General features: G+C 72.4%; 15 protein-coding genes. 6 read left to right on the forward strand and 9 right to left on the reverse strand.

Annotated elements, in window-relative coordinates:
- Window positions 1–35: 35 nt before the first annotated feature.
- The 7 genes from ACFO60_RS15965 to ACFO60_RS15995 form a co-directional block, all read right to left on the reverse strand.
- Entirely contained in the window at window positions 36–773 is a 738-nt protein-coding gene (locus ACFO60_RS15965) for an SIMPL domain-containing protein (RefSeq protein ID WP_380841052.1), read from the reverse strand.
- Between the two features lie 72 nt (window positions 774–845).
- Window positions 846–3170 carry a protein kinase domain-containing protein gene (locus ACFO60_RS15970; RefSeq protein WP_380841053.1) on the reverse strand — a complete coding sequence of 775 codons (2325 nt, stop codon included), beginning with the start codon at window positions 3168–3170 and terminating at the stop codon, window positions 846–848.
- A gap of 111 nt (window positions 3171–3281) precedes the next feature.
- Complete coding sequence (locus tag ACFO60_RS15975; protein ID WP_380841054.1) at window positions 3282–5087, reverse strand: phosphatidylglycerol lysyltransferase domain-containing protein; 1806 nt, start codon at window positions 5085–5087, stop codon at window positions 3282–3284.
- A 138-nt stretch (window positions 5088–5225) separates the two neighbouring features.
- Window positions 5226–5786: a PspA-associated protein PspAB gene (gene pspAB / locus ACFO60_RS15980; protein ID WP_380841055.1), complete on the reverse strand. Its 561-nt coding sequence runs from the start codon at window positions 5784–5786 to the stop codon at window positions 5226–5228.
- Window positions 5787–5790: 4 nt separating this feature from the next.
- Window positions 5791–6699, reverse strand: a complete 909-nt coding sequence (htpX, locus tag ACFO60_RS15985; RefSeq protein WP_380841056.1) for a zinc metalloprotease HtpX — start codon at window positions 6697–6699, stop codon at window positions 5791–5793.
- A gap of 9 nt (window positions 6700–6708) precedes the next feature.
- Window positions 6709–6987: a PspA-associated protein PspAA gene (pspAA, locus tag ACFO60_RS15990; RefSeq protein ID WP_380841057.1), complete on the reverse strand. Its 279-nt coding sequence runs from the start codon at window positions 6985–6987 to the stop codon at window positions 6709–6711.
- Complete coding sequence (locus ACFO60_RS15995; protein ID WP_380841058.1) at window positions 6984–7805, reverse strand: PspA/IM30 family protein; 822 nt, start codon at window positions 7803–7805, stop codon at window positions 6984–6986. The genes pspAA and ACFO60_RS15995 overlap by 4 nt, the downstream gene beginning before the upstream one ends.
- A 233-nt stretch (window positions 7806–8038) precedes the next feature.
- Here ACFO60_RS15995 and ACFO60_RS16000 point away from each other — a divergent pair, with 233 nt between their 5' ends.
- Window positions 8039–8662 (forward strand): DUF3043 domain-containing protein, encoded by a 624-nt coding sequence (locus tag ACFO60_RS16000; protein WP_380841060.1) that lies wholly within the window; start codon window positions 8039–8041, stop codon window positions 8660–8662.
- Window positions 8663–9063: 401 nt separating this feature from the next.
- On the opposite strand, the gene ACFO60_RS16005 is transcribed toward ACFO60_RS16000, so the two are convergent.
- On the reverse strand, window positions 9064–9993 hold the full coding sequence (locus tag ACFO60_RS16005) for an SMI1/KNR4 family protein (protein ID WP_380841061.1): 930 nt from the start codon (window positions 9991–9993) through the stop codon (window positions 9064–9066).
- Window positions 9994–10307: 314 nt separating this feature from the next.
- On the opposite strand from ACFO60_RS16005, the gene ACFO60_RS16010 reads away from it, so the two are divergent.
- Window positions 10308–11312 carry an aldo/keto reductase family protein gene (locus ACFO60_RS16010; protein WP_380841062.1) on the forward strand — a complete coding sequence of 335 codons (1005 nt, stop codon included), beginning with the start codon at window positions 10308–10310 and terminating at the stop codon, window positions 11310–11312.
- 131 nt (window positions 11313–11443) lie between these two features.
- Here ACFO60_RS16010 and ACFO60_RS16015 read toward each other — a convergent pair whose 3' ends face one another.
- Complete coding sequence (locus tag ACFO60_RS16015; protein ID WP_380841063.1) at window positions 11444–11650, reverse strand: hypothetical protein; 207 nt, start codon at window positions 11648–11650, stop codon at window positions 11444–11446.
- A 259-nt stretch (window positions 11651–11909) separates the two neighbouring features.
- Here ACFO60_RS16015 and ACFO60_RS16020 point away from each other — a divergent pair, with 259 nt between their 5' ends.
- From ACFO60_RS16020 to lpdA, 4 genes are all read left to right on the forward strand, one after another.
- Window positions 11910–13013 carry a bifunctional adenosylcobinamide kinase/adenosylcobinamide-phosphate guanylyltransferase gene (locus tag ACFO60_RS16020; protein WP_380841064.1) on the forward strand — a complete coding sequence of 368 codons (1104 nt, stop codon included), beginning with the start codon at window positions 11910–11912 and terminating at the stop codon, window positions 13011–13013.
- 26 nt (window positions 13014–13039) lie between these two features.
- A complete protein-coding gene (locus tag ACFO60_RS16025) occupies window positions 13040–13807 on the forward strand; it encodes an adenosylcobinamide-GDP ribazoletransferase (protein ID WP_380841065.1) in 768 nt (255 codons plus the stop codon).
- A gap of 117 nt (window positions 13808–13924) precedes the next feature.
- Window positions 13925–15463, forward strand: a complete 1539-nt coding sequence (locus ACFO60_RS16030) for a leucyl aminopeptidase (RefSeq protein WP_380841066.1) — start codon at window positions 13925–13927, stop codon at window positions 15461–15463.
- A gap of 167 nt (window positions 15464–15630) precedes the next feature.
- Complete coding sequence (gene lpdA / locus ACFO60_RS16035; RefSeq protein WP_380841067.1) at window positions 15631–17010, forward strand: dihydrolipoyl dehydrogenase; 1380 nt, start codon at window positions 15631–15633, stop codon at window positions 17008–17010.
- The last annotated feature ends 29 nt before the right edge of the window (window positions 17011–17039 follow it).

Here is a 17039-nt window from a genome sequence, read left to right on the forward strand (position 1 = left end):
TGCTTCCCAGGACGGCGGGGGGAGCCGTGGCGGGGTCAGATGAGCTCGTAGACGACGCGGACGGTGATGGTGACGCTGCCGTGGCCGGGGTTGATGGAACCCTTCTCCGACATCATCGCGAAGCGGGAGGGCGGCGAGTCGCCCTCCTCTTCGAGCTTCAGCACGCGGCCGAGCCGGCGCCCGGACAACACGGCGTACTGACGGGCCTTGTGCTGCGCGTCGCGGAAGGCCGCGGCGCGCGCGGCCTTCACCAGCGCCGCCTCCTTCGAGACCTCGAACGAGATGCCGTTCAGGCGCACCTCCTCCCCCACGCCCGCGACCGCGTCCACCACCGCGTCCGCGCGGGACAGGTCGCGCACGAGCGCCTCGGCGCCCTCGGTGGCTCGGTACCCCACGACCTTGGGGTACTTGTCGTACTCGGCGCCGAGCGACAGGTCGCTGGTGCGCACGTCCTGCTCGGCCACTCCGGCGGCCAGCAGCGCCCGGGTCAGTTTGAGCCCGGCCACCTTGACGGCCGCGTACGCCTCCCCCGCCCGCTCCCTGCGCACCTCGACGCCGACGTTGATCCGCATCACGTCCGAGGGGGCCTGGACGACCCCGCGTCCGACGACGGAGAGCTCCACCGTCTCCGCGGCGGCGCGCACGCGGTGCGCGGGCGCCGCCGGAGACTGGACGGGGGCCGGCTCGGGGGCGGAGGCCGCCAGAGCGGGGGCCGCCTGTGCTGCGGCGAAGACGAAGGCCGTGGCAGCCAGCGCCACACTGAACTTGGTCATGAGCACATGGCATCACCGCCCGGCCCCCGCTCCGGCGCGCCCTTCCCGGACGCGGCCGGAACTTGACCAACCTCAGCCGGTCCTGGTGTAGCGCAGGAACAGTTTTTGGTAGTCCGCTGAGCCGGCCGTCGCGAGCACGCGCGTGGCGTTCCCCCCGAGGTCGACGACCACGGCCTCGTAGCCCTCGCCCTTCTTGCGCCAGGCCGCGATGTGCGCGTCGTCGTACCAGCCGATGACCCGGTCGGTCGGGAAGGAGAACCGGGCGCGCTCCTCGCCGTCGAGGCTCCACACGCAGATCTGGCGGCGGCCGCCGGCGCAGGCGGTGAGGAAGTGGTCCCCCGAAGGCGACATGTCGTCGCCCTCCACGGTCAGCGGGCTTCCCACCTCCAGCAGCGTCTGCAGCACGGTGCCGCCGAGGTCGTAGAACCTGACGCGCTCGGTGCCGCCGTTCAGCGCCCAGGTGCCGACGGCCCTGCCGTCGCCGCGCCAGAAGTAGCTCCAGCGGCCGACGTCCTTCTCCTTCACGTGGACGATCTCGGCCTTCCCCCCGGCCAGGTCGATGATCGCGTAGCCGTATCCCTGGCTGGTGTCGCCGGTCGCCTTGTTCAGCGTGACCAGCGCCTTGGTGCCGTCGGGCGACCACTGCGGGTAGGTGGGGTACACCGGCGCCTTGGCGATCCTGATCACCTTGGGCCTGCCGCCCGCCCGCTCGACGAGGGAGACGGTGGAGTAGCCGTCCTTGGTGTAGAGGGTGTCGGTGCCGACCGCCCGGCGGCCGTCGTCGCTGACCGTGTAGTCGAAGTACTTGCCGCTCTTGGCGAAGGAGTTCACGCCGTACTCGCGGATGTAGACCCGCTTGCCGTTGTCGAGGCTGTAGTAGGTCAGCCTGATCGGGTCGTCGTCGTTCTCGTGGACGGTGATGGCCCCGCCCGGCAGGGCGACCGTCCTGGTGGCGGGGGGCGGTGCGGAGGCCGTCGTCCCCGCCGGCGCCGTGGCCTGCCCGGAGGTGCGGCCGACCGGCTCGCCGGTGCCCCCGGTGCGGCCGGGGGTGGCGCCGCCGGCGACGCGGCCGCCCGGCTCGGCGGCCGCCTGCGCGATCAGGTATCCGGCGCCGCCCAGGACGAGGGCCCCGGCGACGGCGGCGGCCACGACCAGCGGCACGCGGCCCTTCCCGCCTGCCCCCGGGGGGCCGGACCCGCTGAGCGAGGTCGCCTCGGCGCGGCCCGGACCGCCTGGACCGCCTGGACCGCCTGGACCCGGCGAGGTGGGACCGGCCGCCCAGGGTGGCGGCGGGCCCGCGTGCGACGGCGCTCCCTGCGGGGCGCCCGCGGGCTGCTGCCAGCTCGGCGGCCGGCCCGGGTACGCCTGCGCGGGCAGCCCGTGTCCCGGCCCTCGGGCCTGGCCGGGGTACGCCCACCGGCCCTCCGCCGAGCCCGGCGGCACCGCGTTCGGCGGCACCGCGTTCGGCGGCACCGCGTTCGGCGGCGCCGCGCCTTGCCTGAACGGCGGAGCGTAGGAGGGGGCGGGCGGGGCCTGGGCCACGGCCGTGCCCTCGGCCATGATCACGGCCGGCGCCGCCGCCCCCGCGCCGCCGTGTCCCAGCAGGCGCATGAGCACCTCGCCCGCGGCCGGACGCGCGGCCGCGTCCTTGGACAGGCAGGCGGCCACGACGGCGCGCAGTTGCTCGTCCAGCGCGCCGAGGTCGGGCTCGACGTTCATGATCCGGTTGAAGACGGCCGGGAGGCTGTCGGCGCCGAAGGGCGCCTCGCCCGTGGCGGCGAACACCATCGTGCCCGCCCACGCGAACATGTCGGCGGCCGGACCGGCCTGCTCGCCCGCGAGCTGCTCGGGGGTCAGGTAGGCGGGCGTGCCGACGACCATGGAGGTCAGGGTGGAGGTCTTGTCCAGCGCCTTGGCGATGCCGAAGTCGATGACCCGCGGGCCGTCCGCGCCCAGCAGCACGTTGGACGGCTTGAAGTCGCGGTGGACGATCCCCGCCTGGTGGATCGCGACCAGCGCCGTGACCGTGCCGATGGCCAGCCGGTAGAGCGCGGCCCCCTGGCGGGGCCCGTCCCGCTCGACCACGTCGGTGAGGGTCGGGCCGTCGATGAACTCGCTGACGATGAACGGCCGATGGTCGGCCACCCCGGTCTCGATCACCTGCGCGGTGCAGAAGGTCGCCACGCGGACCGCGGTGGACACCTCCCGGACGAACCTGGCGAGCGCCTCCTCGTTCTGGGTCAGGTCGGAGCGGAGCACCTTCACCGCCACCGCCGCGCCCGCCGGCGAGCGGCCGAGGTAGACGACCCCCTGGCCCCCCTCCCCCAGCCGACCGGTGAGCTCGTAGCCCCCGACCCGGGCGGGGTCCCCCGGCCGTAACGGCACCGGGTTCGACATGGCGCCCTCCATCCCCCCACTTATGGGCTTAACGCACCCCATTGTGGCGTGGACTTGGCGCAATCTTTACCTACGGAACCAACCCGTACCCGTAGCGTGATCCGCGGCGGGTCAGCTCTGACCCGGCCGCCCGCCGTCCTGGTGGCCGCGGCGCCGCAGCAGGGTGAGCAGGCTCGGCACGGTGAGGAACCCCTCGGCGATCGCGGAGGCCAGCCCCACCTTGAACAGGTCGCGCGTGTCGTCGTAGGCGAGGAAGCGGGGCACCCACCGCGGGTGGTACTTGGCGTTGGCCCGGTACAGCGACTCCAGCTGCCACCAGCGGGAGAAGAACACCAGCGCGCGCCGCCACAGGCGCAGCACCGGCCCGGCGCCGAGCCGCGCCCCGCCCTCGAACACCGAACGGAACATGGCGAAGTTGAGCGAGACGTGCTTGACGCCGAGCCCCGACGCCTCGGCGATCAGCCCGGCGACCATGAACTCCATCAGCCCGTTGTCGGCGTGGCGGTCGCGCCGCATCAGGTCCAGCGACAGGCCGTCGTCGCCCCACGGTACGAACGAGAGCAGGGCCGCGGGCTCACCGGCGGCGTTCTTGGCCTCCACCAGCACGCACTCGCCGTCGGCGGGGTCGCCGAGCCTGGACAGGGCCATGGAGAAGCCCCGTTCGGTCTCGGTGTCGCGCCAGGCGACGGCGCGCTCGATGAGGTGCCGGCCCTCCTCGGCCGACACCTCCGCGTGGCGCCGGACGCGCAGCGTGAAGCCCGCGCGCCTGACCCTGTTGACCGCCTGCCGCACCGCCCGCATCTCGCGGCCTTCCAGTCCGAACTCTGCGACCTCGATGACGGCCTCGTCGCCCAGTTCCAGGACGCGCAGACCGGCGCGCGCGTAGGCGTGGGCGGCGGCCTCGCTGGGCCCGAGGACGGCGGGCGCCCAGCCGTAGCGCCGCGCCTCGTCCAGCCACGCCCGGATGGCCGGGCCCCAGGCCTCGACGTCGCCGATGGGGTCGCCGCCGGCCAGGCAGACCCCGCCCACCACCCGGTAGGAGATCGCCGCCTTGCGGCTCGGCGAGAAGATCGCCGTCCGGTCGCGCCTGGTGGCGAAGTACCCGAGCGAGTCGCGCGAGCCATATGCCGCCAGCAGAGCCCGGATGCGCTCTTCGTTCTCGGGCGGCAGTTCGGCCTTGGCCCGCTGGGAGCGGAACAGCACGGCGAAGGCGACCAGCACCGCGACGGCGCCCAGCAGGCCGATGACCGAGTTCACCCAGAACGGCGGCCGTCCCGTCCGGTAGAAGTCGAGGGTCACCACCCCGCCGAGCGTCCTTTCCAGCGCCCAGGCCAGATGGTCCTTGGCCTGCAGGGTGCCGGGGAACAGCGTCACCAGGGCGTACCCGACGCCGAAGGACACCGCGAGCAGCGAGCCGAGCGTGAGGAACGCCTTGCGGAACGACGCCCGCCGCATCGGCGCGAAGAACTGGTCGTGCGCCGCCGCCAGGACGCCGAGCACCAGGGCCGACACCGAGAGGTTGACCTCCGAGGCGACGACCTGCCCCATCAGGGCGAACTCCTCCACCAGGTCGGGCATGAGCGACGCCGACAGCACGACGGCCAGGTTGCCGAGCACCAGCAGTGAGAAGAAGGCGACGAGCACCCAGTACGCGGCGCGCTTGTGCCGGGCCAGGGCTCCGGAGAGGATGCCGAGGAACACCGCGTAGCCCAGGTTCGGCTCGACGGGGAAGACCGCCATCTCGATGAGGCCGGTGACCGGCCTGAGCAGGTTGCGTACCGGCGCGACCAGCGCGATCACGGCCGAGTAGACCGCGGCCACGGCGATGCACACCGACATCACGCGCGGCACGACGGCGCGCAGGCGCTCCCCGGCGTGTGTCTCAGCGGCCGCCCCAGCGCGGCCATGGTCGGTCACTGCCACCTGTTTCCCCCCGGCGATGGCTGATCTGCGGGGTGGTATACCCCGCGTTTGGCCTGGCTAAGGGCGGAACGACCAGAGTGATCGTTTTCGTACGCCCCCTTGACGAGCGGCAAAGACGCGACGGGGGATGGATCACAGGCCGGGGGCGCCCCAGAGGGGAAACCAGCGGGACAGGTCGGGCTCGACGCGCAGCTCACCGGAGATCGCCCCGCGAACCTGGAGCTCCAGCGCGTTGTCCCTGCGCTGCCCCGAAAGCGGCGCGAACGGATAGAAGGTGCCCTGCTTGTACAGGTAGACGACGGCCAGGCTCCGCCCCGAGGCATCGGTGAAGGTGACGAGCGAGCACAGCAGCGACGGGCCGAACCCCGCGCCCTCCAGCGAGGAGTTGACGCCGTGCAGGTCGGTGACCAGCGCGCTCAGGTCGTCGGCCGGGCGGCGCACCAGCAGCCAGGTGTAGCCGTAGGAGTCCTGCGACTGCTCGATCTCGACCTCGCCGAGCAGCGCCTTGATGTCCTGCTCGAGCGTGACGAACGCCCCGCCCTCGGCGGAGCGGAAGCACACCGAGCCGAGGCCGGTCGGCTCGAAGGCGGTGGCCGCCTGCAGGGTCACCGCGGCGGAGGGCAGCGCGAACAGCGCGTCGAGGTTCGGCGGGGCGGGCTTGCTGCGCCCGAGCAACGCGTCCAGCCAGCCCATCGGCTCAGGCCCCGCGGCCGAGCTGGGCGGCGATCTTGCTCAGCTGGTCGAGCCGGCGCTCCAGCGGCGGGTGGGTGGCGAACAGGGTGGCCAGGCTCGCGCCGCCGCGCCCGGAGATCGCCGGGGTGAAGAAGAAGGCGTTGAACGGCTGCGCCTCGCGCAGGTCGCGCGTCGGGATGCGGGACATCTCGCCGGTGACCTTCACAAGGGCGCTGGCCAGGGCCGAGGGCCGCTGGGTGAGCAGGGCGCCGGCCCGGTCGGCCGACAGTTCGCGGTAGCGCGACAGCGCCCGGGTCAGCAGGAAGCTGACCGCGTACACCACGATCGAGACCAGCATGATGATGAGCCCGATCGGCGGGCCGTTGTTGTTGCCCCGGTCGCGCCCGAGCCCGGAGTAGAGCGCGAAGCGGGTCATGAGGCCCGCGAGAATCCCGAGGAAGGAGGCGAGGGTCATCACCGCGACGTCGCGGTGGGCCACGTGGGACATCTCGTGGGCGATGACGCCTTCCAGTTCCAGCGGGTCGAGCCGGCGGAGCAGGCCCGTGGTCACGCAGACCACGGAGTTCTTCTGGTTGCGCCCGGTGGCGAAGGCGTTCGGCACGTCGGTGTCGGCGATCGCCACCCGCGGCTTGGGCACGTCGCCCATGGCGCACAGCCGGTCGATCAGGCCGTGCAGCTCCGGCGCCTCCTGCTGGGTGACCTCTCGCCCGTGCATCGCGAAGAGCGCGATCTTGTCGGAGAAGAAGTACTGGACCAGCAGGAGGCCGCCGGCGAGGACGAGCACCACGATCGCCTGGACCCCCAGGGCGATCAGGACGCCCACGAAGACGACATAGAGCAGGCCCAGCAGGAACATGGTGGTGACCATGCGCACCGTCAGACCCCGGTCGGGGGCATACCGGGTTTGTGTCATATGAACAAGCTATCCCGGGATAAGTCCCGAATCGCCAAGCATGCCCCTTACTTCATCGATCGAAGCGTCGGCCGGCGGCAAAATCAGTTCCGAGGGCTCGAGGGAGTCGTCGGGAAGCGGCTTGCCGATCTGGCGCACCTTGTCCAGCAGCGCGTGCAGCTTGGTGCGGAACTGTGCCTCGTCATCGATCTCGATGGCGGCCTCGAGCTCACTGTCGAGCGAGTTGAGCACGTCGATGTCGCCCTCGGCGACCTCGACCTGGCCCTCGCCCATGATGCGGACGATCACAGGCCCTCCCCCGGCTGACGGTACTGCTGGGTCGGCTGCGACTGGGGCTGCTGCTGCGGCGGCGGAGCCTGCTGCTGACCCGGGTGGCCGGCCTCGATCGCGTCACGCGGCGCCGGGCCCTGGCCCAGCTCGGCCTTCATACGGGCGAGTTCGAGTTCGACGTCGGTGCCGCCGCCCATGCGGTCGAGCTCGGCCTGGATGTCGTCGCCGCGCTGGCCGCTGAAGTCGTCCAGGGCGCCGCTCGCCAGGAGCTCGTCGATCGCGCCCGCGCGCGCCTGCATCTGGGCGGTCTTGTCCTCGGCCCGCTGGATCGCCAGGCCCACATCGCCCATCTCTTCGGAGATGCCGGAGAACGCCTCGTTGATGCGGGTCTGCGCCTCGGCGGCGGTGTAGGTCGCCTTGATGGTCTCCTTCTTGTGGCGGAAGGAGTCCACCTTGGACTGCAGACGCTGGCTGGCGAGGGTGAGCTTCTCCTCTTCGCCCTGCAGGTTGTTGTGCTGCACCTGCAGGTCGGCGATCTGGGTCTGCAGCCCGGAGCGCCGGCTCAGCGCCTCGCGCGCAAGGTCTTCACGCCCCACGCTCAACGCCTTGCGGCCCTGGTCCTCAAGCTTCTTCGCCTGCTGCTGGACCTGGTTGATCTGCAGCTCCACCCGCTTGCGCGAGGTGGCGACATCGGCCACGCCCCGGCGTACCTTCTGCAGAAGCTCAAGCTGCCGCTGATAGGAATAGTCGAGGGTCTCGCGCGGATCCTCCATCTTGTCCAGGGCCTTGTTGGCCTTGGACTTGAAGATCATGGAAAGTCTCTTCATCACGCTCATGCGCGTTGGCCGTCCCCTTCTTAGGTAGTGCTGTGCCTATGCTCCCGCTCGCTGCGACGCTCGCCGGCCGTATGCTCGCTTCGCTGGCATCCATGCTCCCTCGCGCCGCCTCGCAACTCCATAGGCTGCCCGCTCAACGTCAGCCCCCGATTATCGCGGCAAAGTCGCGTAGGTCCACCCTACGCATAACGCACGAGGGCGTCATTAAGTTGCACCCCCGGTAGGCTGACGTCGTGTTCCGACGTCGCACGCAGGCCCCCACGGATGACAGCCCCTCATCGTCTTCAGAGACGCAGGCCAAAACCGCGGGAAAGGGCCGGCCAACCCCCAAGCGCCGCGAGGCCGAAGGCCGTCGCCGCCAGCCGGTTACCGCTCCCAGCAACCGCAAAGAGGCCTACAAGCAGGCGCGCGAGCGCCAGGCCGCCGAGCGGACGCGCGCCCGCGAGGGCATGTTGAAGGGAGATGACCGTTATCTGCCCGCCAGAGACCGCGGGCCCGCGCGCAAACTCGCCCGCGACTGGGTCGACTCCCGCCGCACGATCAGCCAGTATTTCCTTCCCGTCTCGCTGCTGCTGCTCGTGATCCTCTGGACGGTCCCGATGTTCGGCGGCCAGGCCGGCATGGCCCTGTACTCCTACGCCATCACCATCCTGTGGCCGGCGATGATCATCGTGGTCGCGGTGAGCGCCGTGTGGGTGTCCCAGCGGGTGAGGAAGGAGGTCGCGCAGCAGTTGCCCGACGAGAGCCTCAAGGGCGTCGGTTTCTACGCCGCCATGCGCGCGATGCAGATCCGCCGCCTGCGCTTCCCTCCGCCGACCCTCCTGCCCGGCGGCAAGCCCGTCCCCCCCAAGAACTGACCCCGCCCTGCCATCTCACCGGCAGGCCTCATGACGTGCCCTCGGCCGGTCTCCGCACGCGGCGGCAGGCCGGCGCCGCCCATGCCCCCCTCCGGCCAACCGGGCGACCACCGACGTCCACCCAGGCCCCCGCACCACTCCTCAGCGGACCACAATTCCAGCCCGGCCCCAGCGACCACCGGCGTCCACCCGGCCGCCGACCCCGCTCCCGTGCCGCCCCTCAGCGGGACCACGACTCCCGCCCCGCACAGCGCCACCTTCGCTGGCCGGGCGGCTCTCCCGCTCCGGTGTGGAGCATTTCAGGGCGCCGCGACGGCGGGAGGAAGGTGCGGCGATACCGGCGCCGCTCGTACGGCGAGAAGCCGCCGAGCCTCGTGGACGGCTCACCGGCGCGCCCTCGGTCAGCGGCTTGTCCAGTGCAGGCGGCCGTCGGTCACCGCGGGGCGCAGGCCGCGCACCGGGCGTCCGGTCTCCAGCGACCGGGCCGTCGCCCTGAGCAGCGCGTAGAACGACGTCCAGCGCACGCCGGAGGCGAATGACGTGCCCGCGGCGCCGAACCGCCCCACGGCGCCGCGCCGGGGGTCGATCACCCCGGTCCCGCCGGTCGCGCCCGTGGGAACGGGCGCGGTGCCGCCGCCGGGCGCACGGGACGCCGGCGTCGCGTCCGCGGCCGCCGGCTCCGCGGCGGAGGCGGCGAAGGGGATGAGCCGGCCGTCCCACCGCTCCGCCGCCGACGGCGAGTCCGTGGACGCGGCGCACAGGGCCCGCCAGGTGTCGCGGATCTCCCGTACGCCGAAGGCCCGCCACCCGGGCAGCACCGCGCCTTCCGCGCCTTCCGCGCCTTCCGCGCCTTCCGCGCCCCCCGGCCCCTTCGCGCCCGAGCCGTCGTGACGCAGCAGCGAGGCGCGCAGGGCGGCGGGGAACGGCATGCCCGTCTGGGTTTCCGCGATCGCGATGGTGCGCGCCCTCGCCGGAGGGCGCAGTCCCGCGTAGGTCACCGGAGCGTTGGCCTTCAGCCACCTTTCGACACGGCGCCACTGGTGGTTCACCGCGCGAAGCACGCGGGGGTCCAGCGGGCGCGCCTCGACGCGGCTCCCCTCAGGAGGGCACCCGGTCGCCGGCGACCGAGCCGGCCCGCCGGTGACGTCCGGAGACGGGGCGGCGACGCCGGACGGCCCGGCCACCCCGCTCTGGGAAGGGCCTGCCGGAGTGAGAGCCTCGGCGCGCGCCGAGGGGGCCGCCACGACGGCGGGCGAGGACGCGTCCCGCACGGCACGGGCGCCGAGGAGACCGGCCGCCACGACGACGACGCACAGGACGGCGACCGGCACCGCCCACCGTCCCCTGCGCCGTTCGGCCGAGGGCCGTGCCTCGCCGGGTCCTGAGGAAGCCGGAGGACGAACCGCGCCGCGGCGCACCGGAGCCGGTCGAGTGTCCCGGCGGGGTGCCGGAGGCGCCGGCGAGTGAGGGGCGGGGGTGGGGCGGCGTGCGAGGGCGCGCAGCGCGACGGCCGCCATGATCAGGGCCGCGCCCACGGCCGCCACGGTGAGCGCGCGCCGTACAACCCCGCGTGTGATCAACCGCCGCACCCGGGGCAGACTACCCCCAAACAGATCAACGGTAGGCAACGGTTAGGGTCATTCACATGCAATATCGCCATCTTGGCCGCAGCGGCCTCAAGGTCAGCGAGATCAGCTACGGCAACTGGATCACCCACGGTTCCCAGGTCGAGGAGGACTCCGCCAAGGAGTGCGTGCGCGCGGCCCTCGACGCGGAGATCACCACCTTCGACACCGCCGACGTCTACGCCGCGACCAAGGCCGAGGAGGTCCTCGGCCGCGCGCTGAAGGGCGTGCGCCGCGAGTCCGTCGAGATCTTCACGAAGGTCTACTGGCCCACCGGCAGCGGGCCGAACGACTCGGGGCTCTCGCGCAAGCACATCACCGAGAGCATCCACGGGTCGCTCCGCCGCCTGCAGACCGACTACGTCGACCTTTACCAGGCGCACCGCTACGACTACACGACACCGCTCGAAGAGACGCTGAAGACCTTCGACGACCTCGTGCGGCAGGGCAAGGTGCTGTACGTCGGCGTCAGCGAGTGGAGCGCCTCGCAGATCGCCGACGCGCTCAGGATCGCCGACCAGATGGGGTTCGACCGGCTGATCTCCAACCAGCCGCAGTACTCGATGCTGTGGCGGGTCATCGAGGCCGAGATCGTGCCCCTCTGCGAGAAGGAGGGCGTCGGGCAGATCGTCTGGTCGCCCATCGCGCAGGGCGTCCTGACCGGCAAGTACCAGCCGGGCCAGGCGCCGCCCGCCGGTTCGCGGGCGACCGACCCGACCGGGTCGAACTTCATCTCGCGCTTCATGGAAGACGAGGTGCTGACGCGCGTGCAGGACCTCAAGCCCATCGCCGCCGACCTCGGCCTCACCATGGCGCAGCTCGCGGTGGCCTGGGTGCTGCAGAACCCGAACGTCTCGTCGGCCATCGTCGGCGCCACCCGGCCCGAGCAGGTGGTGGACAACGTCAAGGCATCGGGGGTCAAGCTCGAGGCCGAGGTCATGGCCAAGATCGACTCCGCGCTCGGGGCGATCGTCGAGCGTGATCCGGCCAAGACCCAGAGTCCGGCCACCCGCCCGGGCCGGTAGCGGTCACGGCCGCCGCGGTCGGGCCGGCATGAAGGCACGGCCGTAAAGGCGTCCTATCGGGCCCCTTGCGTTTTCGTTCACTCTGACAACATTTGTCACACGGACATCAGGAAAGCCAAGGGGCCCTGCGCTCACTCCACACGCAGGGACATCCCGGCGTACTCGACTTTGTCGTCTTCCAGCAGCGTGACCTGCTCTACTCCTGATTCGAGCAAGGTGCGCCAGTTTTCTCCGAGCCATGACTCGGCATCGGCCTGACTCGGGAAGATCTCGCGCGGAAGCGGGCCGTCCATAACCTCACCACCGTTAGCGTTTTCATAACGCCAGCGCCAAGTCATGCCATACGCTCCTTTTCGTGGGGTTTGCCCAATGCCCTCACCAGGCTGTGCAGACCCTATCTCCTGGAGTCTGCCGCAGATCTTGCCGTGCGCGCGGCGAGACAGGCCAGGGGGCCGGGAGAACCGCGCACAACCTGCGCGACCGTGCGACAGCCGAGATTGGAGGCCGACCGATGCCGCCCACGTTCCGTCCTCCGGCACCCGCGGCCGGGCCCGGAATCGCGACGGCGGCCGAAGCGGCCCCCGCGGCAAGGGCATAGTGAAGGTCCTGCTCTCCGGCACCGCCGGTCCGTACGGCTGGCCCGAGCCCGGCTGCGGCTGCGCCTCCTGCCGTCGCCTGTCCTCCGGCCACCGCCTGCCCACCGCCGTGGTGCTCGACGACGTGGTCCGGCTGGCGCCGCCCGCCGGACTCCGCCTCGTTCCCCCGGCGGCGATGCCCAAGGGCTACCGGATGACCGTCACGCCGGACGGCTACGCGGTGAGCGGCCCCGACCGCGGCCGTGTCCTGTACGCCGTCTCCGCCGACGACCTGTCCGGCGCGCCCTCGCCGTGCTGGGCGGAGGACGCCTACGACCTGGTGCTCATCGACCTGCTGGACCGGCCCGAGCGGCTCGGCGACCTGCGCAGGCGCGGCCTGGTCACCGCGCGGACGCAGGTGGTGGCCATCCATCTGGACCACCGGCTCCCCTCGGAGGACGAGCTGCGCCGCCGGCTCGGGTTCTGGGGCGGCCGGCTGGTCGACGACGGCACGATCATCGACACGCGCACGCCGTCTCGCGCGCGCCCGTCCCTCGCCGGGCGGGTGCTGGTGCTCGGCGGCGCCCGCTCGGGCAAGTCCGCCGAGGCCGAGCTGCGGCTGATCGCCGAGCCCGACGTCGCCTATGTCGCGACCGGGCCGACCGGCGGGCGGGACGCCGACTGGCTCGCCCGCGTCGCCGCCCACCGGGCGCGGCGCCCGCCGCACTGGACGACCATCGAGACCACCGAACTGGAGGCGCTGCTGCGCTCGGAGGCGGGCCCGCTGCTCATCGACGGCATCGGCACGTGGCTCGCGGCGGTCTTCGACGCGTGCGGGGCCTGGGACGACCCCGCCCACGACCGGCCGAGGGGCCGCAAGCCCGGCCGCTTCGGCACGGCCCTGGACGCGGTCGCCGCGCGCTGCGACGATCTGGTGGCCGCCTGGCGGCAGACCCGCGCCCAGGTGGTCGCGGTCAGCGACGAGGTGGGCCTCAGCGTCGTCCCCGCGACGGCCAGCGGGCGGGTGTTCCGCGACGCGCTCGGCCGGCTGAACCAGCGCCTGGCCGCGGAGTCGGAGGAGGCCGTGTTCGTCGTCGCGGGCCGCGTCGTCCCCCTTCCCATCTGACCGCGGCAGCTGATATGTCCCCTGACATGCCCGCACCCGACCCCGAGGAGCCCGTCGCCGCCGGGCTGCGCCTGGCCGCCGGGACGTTCACCGTCTGGCCGGCCGGCCTGCCGCGCACCGACCGCGTCACCGCCGGCTGGGCCATGGCGCTGGCCCCGCTGATCGGCCTGGGTCTCGGCCTGGCCGCCGCGGCGATCATGGCAGGCGCGATCCTGGTCGTCTCGCCGCTGCTCGCCGCCGCGCTCGGCCTGGGCTCGCTCGCCGTGCTCACCCGCGGCCTGCACCTGGACGGCCTCGCCGACCTGGCCGACGGCCTGGGCAGCGGCAGGCCCGCCGACCAGGCGCTGGACATCATGAAGCGGTCGGACATCGGCCCCTTCGGCGTCGTGACGCTGGTCTTCACGCTGCTCACGCAGGCCGCGGCCGCCGCCGAGGCGGGGCCCGCGGCGCTGGTGCTCGCCTGCGTCACGGGGCGGCTGGCCGTGACCTGGGCCTGCGTCGCCGGCGTGCCGGCGGCCCGCCCCGGCGGCCTCGGGGCCATGGTCGCCGGGACGGTGCGGCAGAGCACGGCGATCACCGCGACGGCGGCGGCCGCCGCCGGGGCCCTCGTGCTCGGGCTGCTCGCGGGCCGGCCGCTGATCTACCCGCTCGCGGTCGCGGCCGGCCTCGGCGCGGCCTGGGCGATGCGCGCGCACGCCACCCGGCGGCTCGGCGGGATCACCGGGGACGTGCTGGGCGCCCTGGTCGAGATCGCCGCCACCGCCGCCCTCATCGTCTGCGCCGCCGCCCTCTGACCCGCCCTCTCACCTGGGGCCCGTGGCGTCACGGCCCGGACCCGTTCAGTGATGCTAGCGATATCAGCACCAAGCAGGCCAAGAGGGCTCACATATTCATAGGATGAACCCTCGTTTATGCGTACTGGAGAAGCACGGCTAGCATCGGCACACGTGACGACAGTGCGACTCAACGCCTCTGACTCGGGATCGGTCGAGACCGACGCCCTCGTAGTCGGCATCAATACCTCGCCCGACGGCCCCCGCCCGGCACCCGGCGCGCAAGCCCTGGACGCCGCCATCACCGGCGGGCTCGCGCCTACGCTCCACGCGCTCGGGTTCTCCGGCAAGGCCGGCGAGATCGCCAAGTTCCCCTCGTTCGGCGCCGTGCCCGCACCGGTGATCGTCGCCGTCGGGCTCGGTGACGCTCCGGCCGAGGACGGCGCCCACGATCTTGAGACGCTGCGCCGGGCGGCCGGCGCGGCCGCCCGCTCGCTCGCGGGCACGGCCGGGGCCGCCTTCGCGCTGCCCGCCGCCACCCCCGGGCAGGCCGAGGCCGTCGCCCTGGGCGCGCTGCTCGGCGCCTACGACTTCACCCGCTACCGCACGGGCGACGAGCACAAGGCGCCGCTGCAGGCGATCACCGTGCTGAGCGACGCCCCCGGCGCCGAAGGCTCCGTGAACCGCGCCGCGACGCTGGCGGAGTCCGTCACGCTCGTCCGCGACCTGGTCAACACCCCGCCGTCCGACCTGTCCCCCGCGCGCTTCGCCGAGATCGCCGAGGAGACCGCGAGCAAGGCGGGCCTGTCGGTCGAGGTCCTCGACGAGACGGCCCTGAAGGAAGGCGGGTACGGCGGCATCGTCGGCGTCGGCCAGGGCTCGGTGAACCCGCCCCGGCTGGTCCGCCTCGGCTACGCCCACCCCGAGGCCGAGACGACGGTCGCCTTCGTCGGCAAGGGCATCACCTTCGACTCCGGCGGCCTGTCGCTCAAGCCGTCCGCCTCCATGGCCTGGATGAAGTCCGACATGGGCGGCGCGGGCGCGGTGTTCGGCGCCCTGCTCGCCATCGCCCGGCTGGGCCTGCGGGTCAACGCCGTCGGCTACCTGTGCCTGGCCGAGAACATGCCGAGCGGCAGCGCCCAGCGCCCCTCCGACGTGCTCCACACCTATGCCGGCAAGACCGTCGAGGTCCTCGACACCGACGCCGAGGGGCGCCTGGTGCTCGTGGACGGCATCGCCCGCGCCGGCGAGGACGACCCCGACCTCATCGTGGACGTCGCCACCCTCACCGGCGGGCAGATCGTCGCCCTCGGATGGCGCACCTGCGGCGTCATGGCCTCCGACGACGAACTGCGCGAGCAGGTCGTCGAGGTGGCCAACGCCCAGGGCGAGGCCGCCTGGGGCATGCCGCTGCCCGACGAACTGCGCAAGGGGCTGGACTCCCCGATCGCCGACATCGCCAACCTCAACCCCGAGCGCTCCGGCAGCATGCTCGCGGCCGGCATCTTCCTGCGCGAGTTCGTCCCCGAGGGCGTGCGCTGGGCCCACGTCGACATCGCCGGCCCCGCCTTCAACAAGGACGCGCCCTACGGATACATCCCCAAGGGCGGCACCGGCATGATCACGCGCACCCTCGTCGCGCTGGCCGAGCGTCACCAGGCCGGCCGCGAGGCATGATGAGCGCAGGACGCTGACAAGCGCGCCGCCGCCGGTCCACACCGGCGGCCGAGCGCGTCACGAACACACGAGACAAGTGAAAAGATGCTGTTGGGCAGGCCGGGCGCGCCGCGAGTGCGGGCATGACCGGCCGGTGAGGCCCACCGATTCCGACAAGGAGCTTTCCAGTGGCTGATGGCAGCGGCCCCTTCGACATCGTCGTCCTGGGTGGCGGCAGCGGCGGGTACGCCTGCGCCCTACGGGCGGCAGAGCTGGGCAAGAGCGTCGCGCTGATCGAGAAGGACAAGATCGGCGGCACGTGCCTGCACCGGGGTTGCATCCCCACCAAGGCGCTCCTGCACGCGGCGGAGGTCGCCGACGAGACCCGCGAGGCCACGAGCGTCGGCGTCAAGGCCCACTTCGAGGGCGTCGAGATGCCGGGCGTCCACGCCTTCAAGGACAAGATCGTCAACCGCGCCTGGAAGGGCGTGCAGGGCCTGCTCAAGAGCAGGGGCGTCACGATCATCGAGGGTGAGGGCCGTCTGCAGGGCCCCAACCGCATCGCCGTGGGCGACCAGGTCGTCGAGGGCCACAACATCGTGCTCGCGACCGGGTCGGTGCCGAGGTCGCTCCCCGGCCTTGAGATCGACGGCGAGCGCGTCATCACCAGCGACCACGCGCTCAAGCTCGACCGCGTGCCGTCCTCGGTGATCGTCCTCGGCGGCGGCGTCATCGGCGTCGAGTTCGCCTCCGTCTGGAAGTCGTTCGGCTCCGAGGTCACGATCGTCGAGGCGCTGCCCCACCTGCTCCCGCTGGAGGAGGAGTCCAGCTCCAAGCTGCTCGAGCGCGCCTTCCGGCGCAGGGGCATCAAGTACGAGCTGGGCACCCGCTTCGAGAGCGTCAAGACCACCGACACCGGCGTCGTCGTGACGCTGGAGGGCGGCAAGACCTTCGAGGCCGAGCTGCTGCTGGTGGCCGTCGGCCGCGGGGCCGTCAGCTCGGGCATGGGCTTCGAGGAGGCCGGCGTCACCGTCGAGCGCGGCACCGTCGTGGTGAACGAGTTCTGCCAGACCAGCGTGCCCGGCGTGTACGCCGTCGGCGACCTGATCCCCACCCTGCAGCTCGCGCACGCCGGCTTCGCCGAGGGCATCCTGGTCGCCGAGCACATCGCCGGGCTTTCCCCCGTGCCGATCGACTACGCGGGCGTGCCCCGCATCACCTACTCCGACCCCGAGGTCGCCTCGGTCGGCATCACCTCCGCCGTCGCCAAGGAGCGCGGCTACGAGATCACCGAGCTGGTCTACGACCTCGGCGGCAACCCCAAGAGCCAGATCATCGGCACGCAGGGCGCTGTCAAGATCATCTCCCAGAAGGACGGCCCCGTGCTCGGGGTGCACATGGTCGGCAAGCGCATGGGTGAACTCGTGACAGAAGGGCAGCTCATCTACAACTGGGAGGCCCTGCCCTCCGAGGTGGCCCAGCTCATCCACGCTCACCCGACCCAGTCCGAGGCCGTCGGCGAGGCGATGCTCGCCCTTGCCGGCAAGCCCCTGCACGTACACAACTAAGCCCTCACAGGAAACGCGAGAGAAGACGA

It is taken from the genome of Sphaerisporangium dianthi (assembly GCF_042654065.1).
Lineage (GTDB): Bacteria > Actinomycetota > Actinomycetes > Streptosporangiales > Streptosporangiaceae > Sphaerisporangium > Sphaerisporangium dianthi.

Excerpts from the sequence above, each read along its gene's own strand:
- pspAB (WP_380841055.1), bottom strand. The coding sequence starts at position 5,786 with ATGGGCTGGCTGGACGCGTTGCTCGGGCGCAGCAAGCCCGCCCCGCCG.
- ACFO60_RS16015 (WP_380841063.1), bottom strand. The coding sequence starts at position 11,650 with ATGACTTGGCGCTGGCGTTATGAAAACGCTAACGGTGGTGAGGTTATG.
- ACFO60_RS16010 (WP_380841062.1), top strand. The coding sequence starts at position 10,308 with ATGCAATATCGCCATCTTGGCCGCAGCGGCCTCAAGGTCAGCGAGATC.
- htpX (WP_380841056.1), bottom strand. The coding sequence starts at position 6,699 with ATGACACAAACCCGGTATGCCCCCGACCGGGGTCTGACGGTGCGCATG.
- ACFO60_RS16025 (WP_380841065.1), top strand. The coding sequence starts at position 13,040 with ATGCCCGCACCCGACCCCGAGGAGCCCGTCGCCGCCGGGCTGCGCCTG.
- ACFO60_RS15965 (WP_380841052.1), bottom strand. The coding sequence starts at position 773 with ATGACCAAGTTCAGTGTGGCGCTGGCTGCCACGGCCTTCGTCTTCGCC.
- ACFO60_RS16030 (WP_380841066.1), top strand. The coding sequence starts at position 13,925 with ATGCGTACTGGAGAAGCACGGCTAGCATCGGCACACGTGACGACAGTG.
- ACFO60_RS15970 (WP_380841053.1), bottom strand. The coding sequence starts at position 3,170 with ATGTCGAACCCGGTGCCGTTACGGCCGGGGGACCCCGCCCGGGTCGGG.
- ACFO60_RS15995 (WP_380841058.1), bottom strand. The coding sequence starts at position 7,805 with ATGAGCGTGATGAAGAGACTTTCCATGATCTTCAAGTCCAAGGCCAAC.